The organism is Clavibacter sp. MX14-G9D, from assembly GCF_032917815.1.
Classification (GTDB): domain Bacteria; phylum Actinomycetota; class Actinomycetes; order Actinomycetales; family Microbacteriaceae; genus Clavibacter; species Clavibacter michiganensis_K.
The window spans coordinates 1-4,652 of sequence record NZ_JAVCVL010000204.1; the positions used below are offsets into that span (position 1 = coordinate 1).

Genomic DNA, 4,652 nt, shown 5'->3' on the forward strand with positions numbered 1-4,652 from the left:
AGATCGGGATCTCGGGCGCCCACAGCATCGGCTCGCCGCCGTTGATGAAGGGCAGCTCGTTGACGTGCATGGCGTGCAGGACCAGCTTGAGGCCGATGAACGCGAGGATGACCGCGAGGCCCTGCGACAGGTACACGAGGCGCTCGAGCAGGCCGCCGATGAGGAAGTACAGCTGGCGGAGGCCCATCAGCGCGAAGGCGTTCGCGGTGAACACGATGTACGCCTCGTTCGTGAGGCCGTAGATGGCGGGGATCGAGTCGAGCGCGAACACCAGGTCGACGAAGCCGATCGCGATGACGCACAGCAGCAGCGGGGTGACGAAGCGCTTGCCGTCGATCTTCGTGGTGAAGCGGTCGCCGACGAACTCGTCGTGCACCGGGAGGATGCGGCGGGCGACGCGCACGAACATGTTGTCCGCCGCGTTGCCGCCGTGGTCGCCCTTCAGCTGCTGGTACGCGAGCACGAACAGGAGCGCGCCGAAGATGTAGAACACCCAGGAGAAGTTCTCGATGAGCGCGGCACCCAGCGCGATGAAGCCGGCGCGCATGATGAGCGCGATGACGATGCCGATCATCAGCACCTTCTGCTGGTACTTCCGCGGCACGGCGAACCCGGTCATGATCAGCAGGAACACGAACAGGTTGTCGATCGACAGGGCCTTCTCGGTGAGGTACCCGGCGAAGTACTCGCCGCCGTAGCCCCACCCGCTCGTGAAGCCGATGCCGACGCCGAAGATCAGCGCGAGGCCGATGTAGAACGCCGACCAGCGGGCGGACTCGCCGATGGTGGGCTCGTGCGGCTTGCGCACGTGGGTGAAGAACTCGTATACGAAGAACGCGATGGTGACCGCGATCGTGATGAGCCAGGTGGTCGTGGTGATGTTCACGGGGGTCTCCGGGATGAGGCCGACGGGATATCGGGACGGCGGGTGGCGCGAGGAAGCCCCATGTTCCCATGCGGGACGCCCCCCAACCCGGGGAAATGCCTGCGCCTACGCTCGACGGCTCCTGCGCATCGGCGCGCCCGGCCCGCGCGTGCCCGGCCCGGGTGTCGCCGCCGAGGGGTCGCCGTCGAGGTCGAGCTCGACCCGGGGCGACCTGCCCGGCTCGCCACGGCCGACCACGGGCCGACCCCGGGCCGACCCCGGCCGGCGCCATCAGGTGAGGCTGGGAGCCTCGAAGGGGTAGGCCACGTACGCGAACCGGCGCGAGTCCGGTGCCCAGCTCGTGACGTTGAGGGTGCCCTGACCGCCCGGGAACGCCGCGATGTCCCGCGTGCGGTGGCTCTGCCGGTCGATGAGGCGGAGGATCACGTCGCGGTCGGCGGGATGCCCGAGCGTGCCCGGCGGGAAGCTCACGTAGACGATGTGCTCGCCGTCGGGCGACGGGTGGGGGAACCAGTTGACGCGCTCGTCGGAGGTGAAGCGGTGCGCGTCGGTGCCGTCGATGCGCATCGTGAACAGCTGGGCGTGGCCCGGCAGGTCGGATCCGCGCTCGGAGTTGTAGTACAGCCACTCGCCGTCGGGCGAGAACTCGGCGCCGTCGTCGGGGAAGCCGTCGTCGGTGAGCTGCGTGGTGGGACCCCCGTCGACGGGCACGAGGTGGATGTTCGTGGTCCACTCGCCGCGGGCGTCGACCTGGCCGCAGATGACACTGAGGACGGTGCCGTCGGGCGAGACGCCGTGCAGGTAGTTCTTGAAGCCGAGGGCCGGGTCCCGGTCCGCCGTGATGCGCCGCCCCGCGCCTCCCGCGCCGCCGTTCCACGGGACGTCGTAGAGGTGACCGTCGCGCCCGGAGACGTAGACGTGCTCGCCGTCGGGCGAGATGACGTGGTCGTTGTTGATGGGCGGGACGCCGCCGAGGTCGACCGCCTGGAAGTCGACCGCGGGCTCGGGCAGGTCCGGATCCGGCTCCTCGGCCGCGGGCGCCGGTAGCCGCCACAGGCCGCCCTCCGCGTTGACGACGAGCCACCGCCCGTCCGGCGTCCAGTTGGGGGCCTCGATGTGCAGCACGGCCGACTCGGCGACCATGCGCTCGGCGCCGGTCTCCACGTCGACCACGAGGAGGCGGGCCAGCTGGCCGTCGCGGAGCGTCACGCGGCCGATCCGGTGCCGTCGGGCCGCCCGGCCGCCGCGCCCGCCGCGCCCTCCGCGTCGTCGCGGTTCGCGGCGAAGGCGGAGTCGAAGAGGCTGTCGGGCGTCGGCCAGAGGAGGGAGCGGACCTTCGCGAGGGCGTCGGGGGCTCCGTGCAGTCGGTCCATGCCCGCATCCTCCCACTCCACCGAGATGGGGCCGTCGTACCCGATGCTGCGCAGCGCCCGGAACGCCCGCTCGAAGGGCACGTCGCCGTGGCCGACGGAGACGAAGTCCCACCCGCGCCGCGGGTTCCCCCAGCTGAGGTGCGATCCCAGCCGGCCGCCCCGGCCGTCGTCGGTGACGCGGGTGTCCTTCGCGTGCACGTGGTAGATGCGGTCGGCGAAGTCGAGGAGGAAGCCGACGGGGTCGATGCCCTGCCACATCATGTGGCTCGGGTCCCAGTTGAGACCGAAGCCGGGCCGGTGGCCGATGGCCTCGAGCGTGCGTCGGGTGGTCCAGTAGTCGTACGCGATCTCGCTCGGGTGCACCTCGAGCGCGTACCGCACGCCCTCGTCGTCGAACACGTCGATGATCGGGTTCCACCGATCGGCGAAGTCCTGGTAGCCGGCGTCGATCACCGACTCCGGCACGGGCGGGAACATCGCCACGTACGGCCAGATGCGGGACCCGGTGAAGCCGGTGACGCGCGTGACGCCGAGGCCGGCGGCCGCCTTCGCGGTGAGCTTCAGCTCCTCGGCGGCGCGCTGGCGCACGCCCTCGGCCTCGCCGTCGCCCCACACCTTCGAGCGCAGGATGGCCTGGTGCCGGAAGTCGATGGGCTCGTCGCACACGGCCTGGCCGGTGAGGTGCTGCGACAGCGCGTGCACCTGCAGGCCGTGCCGCTCGAGGATCTCGAGGCGACCCCGGAGGTAGGCCGGGTCCTCGGCGGCCCGCCACACGTCGAGGTGCTCGGCGGAGCAGGCGATCTCGAGGGCGTCGAAGCCCCAGCCGCTCGCCAGGCGGGCGACCTCCTCCAGCGGCAGGTCGGCCCACTGGCCGGTGAACAGCGCTACGGGGGTGGTGATCTGGGGCATGGCTCCCTCTCGTCGGCGGTGACGGTGACGGTGACGCGGATCCGGTGACGGCGCGTGGGATCCACGGTACACACCGGGCCGCGCGCCGCCACGGGTCGGGTTCAGCGAAAGTTCGCCGACTGCGTGCGCTGGTAGCCGGCCAGCGTGATGCCGCCGAGGAGCAGCGCCCACGCCGCGAGGAGGAGCAGCGGGACGCCGCTCGCGGCCGTGTCCTGACGGGCGGCGGCGCTCGTCAGCGCGCTCCAGGCACCCGTCGGCAGCAGGACCGTGAGGGAGGCCCAGGGCGTGCCGCTCGTGTCGCCGCCCGTGAACAGCCCGCCCGCGAACGACAGCGGCAGGTACACGAGGTTCGCGAGCCCGAGGGCTCCGCGGGCCGGGAACCAGTAGCCCATCGCGAGCCCGAGCAGCGCCATCGGCACCGCGCCGGCCAGCACGGCGAGCGCGACGGCCGCGAGCGTCGCCGCGTCGACGCGCACGCCCCCGGCGGTGAGGCCGAGCGCCAGCACCGGGATCACGAACACGATGCCGAAGACGCACGCCACCGTGAGCTTCGCGGCCAGGCGGATCCACGCGGGCACCGGCGCCGTGAACAGCCACCGCTCCCAGGGCGACTCCCGGGCCGATGCGACCCCGACGCCGAACTGGAACGTGACCGTGCCGAGCACGGAGAAGAGGACGTAGCCGAGCAGGACGCTGAGCCGCGCGCTCGGGGAACCGCCCTGCGGCAGTCCGACGACCGCGTAGATGAGCACGGGATACGCGAGCAGCGGGAGGACGAAGGCGGGCATCCGCGCGTTCTGGGCGAGCTCGCTCACCACGTGCGCGCGGTAGACGGCGAGGCGCCGGCGCGCGGTGGGGCGTGCGGGCGAGGGCCGCTCCGCCGCGGAGGCGGAGGCGGAGGCGGACGCGGACGCGGACGCGGACGCGGTCATCGGGCGCATCCCGCGGGATCGGCGGCGCCCGGGAGGACGGCACCGCAGCCCTCCTCCGAGGATGCCGGTACCCGCGGCGGCGAGGACGTGACCGACCCGGCAGCGCCGCCCGCCAGCACGCGCTCGACGATCTCGCCGAGCCCCGGCTCGACGATCGTGAGGGAGGGCCGCGTGACGGCGGCGAGCACGAGACCGGCGACCGCGTCCGACCGGTCCGTGTCGACGACCCACCGGATCCGCTCGCCCTCGCGCGGCTCCTCCCCGGGCGCGGGGACCGCACCCGCCGACCGGAGCTCGCGCGCCTCGGACGGCGTCGCGTCGAAGGAGACGCGGCGCATGCCCGCGAGCCCCCGGAAGTCGGCGGCGGTCCAATGGCCCACCACGCGCCCGTGGTCGAGGCACACCACGGTGTCGGCGAGCGCCGCCACCTCCTCCATGTCGTGCGAGGCGAGCAGCACCGTGCGCCCGGAGTCGCGGACGGCGGCGATGGCCTCGCGCACGGCGGCACGGCCGGGGATGTCGAGCGCGGCCGAGGGCTCGTCGAGCACCACG

General features: G+C 72.8%; 4 protein-coding genes and 1 pseudogene. All 5 read right to left on the reverse strand.

Annotated elements, in window-relative coordinates:
• Window positions 1-886: TerC/Alx family metal homeostasis membrane protein (locus tag Q6969_RS13030; protein WP_317230816.1), on the reverse strand; the 886-nt coding region annotated here is incomplete at its 3' end.
• Window positions 887-1,156: 270 nt separating this feature from the next.
• A complete protein-coding gene (locus tag Q6969_RS13035; RefSeq protein WP_317230817.1) occupies window positions 1,157-2,095 on the reverse strand; it encodes a biopolymer transporter Tol in 939 nt (312 codons plus the stop codon).
• Window positions 2,092-3,168: a sugar phosphate isomerase/epimerase family protein gene (locus tag Q6969_RS13040; protein WP_317230818.1), complete on the reverse strand. Its 1,077-nt coding sequence runs from the start codon at window positions 3,166-3,168 to the stop codon at window positions 2,092-2,094. Before Q6969_RS13040 ends, Q6969_RS13035 begins: the two co-directional genes overlap by 4 nt.
• Before the next feature lie 101 nt (window positions 3,169-3,269).
• Complete coding sequence (locus Q6969_RS13045; protein ID WP_317230819.1) at window positions 3,270-4,100, reverse strand: ABC transporter permease; 831 nt, start codon at window positions 4,098-4,100, stop codon at window positions 3,270-3,272.
• A pseudogene (locus Q6969_RS13050) lies at window positions 4,097-4,652 on the reverse strand (ABC transporter ATP-binding protein); the annotation flags it as partial. The pseudogene Q6969_RS13050 and the gene Q6969_RS13045, both read right to left, overlap by 4 nt.

What these genes read in the sequence shown, in the direction of transcription:
- Q6969_RS13040 (WP_317230818.1), bottom strand. Translation starts at nt 3,168, where the DNA reads ATGCCCCAGATCACCACCCCCGTAGCGCTGTTCACCGGCCAGTGGGCC.
- Q6969_RS13045 (WP_317230819.1), bottom strand. Translation starts at nt 4,100, where the DNA reads ATGACCGCGTCCGCGTCCGCGTCCGCGTCCGCCTCCGCCTCCGCCTCC.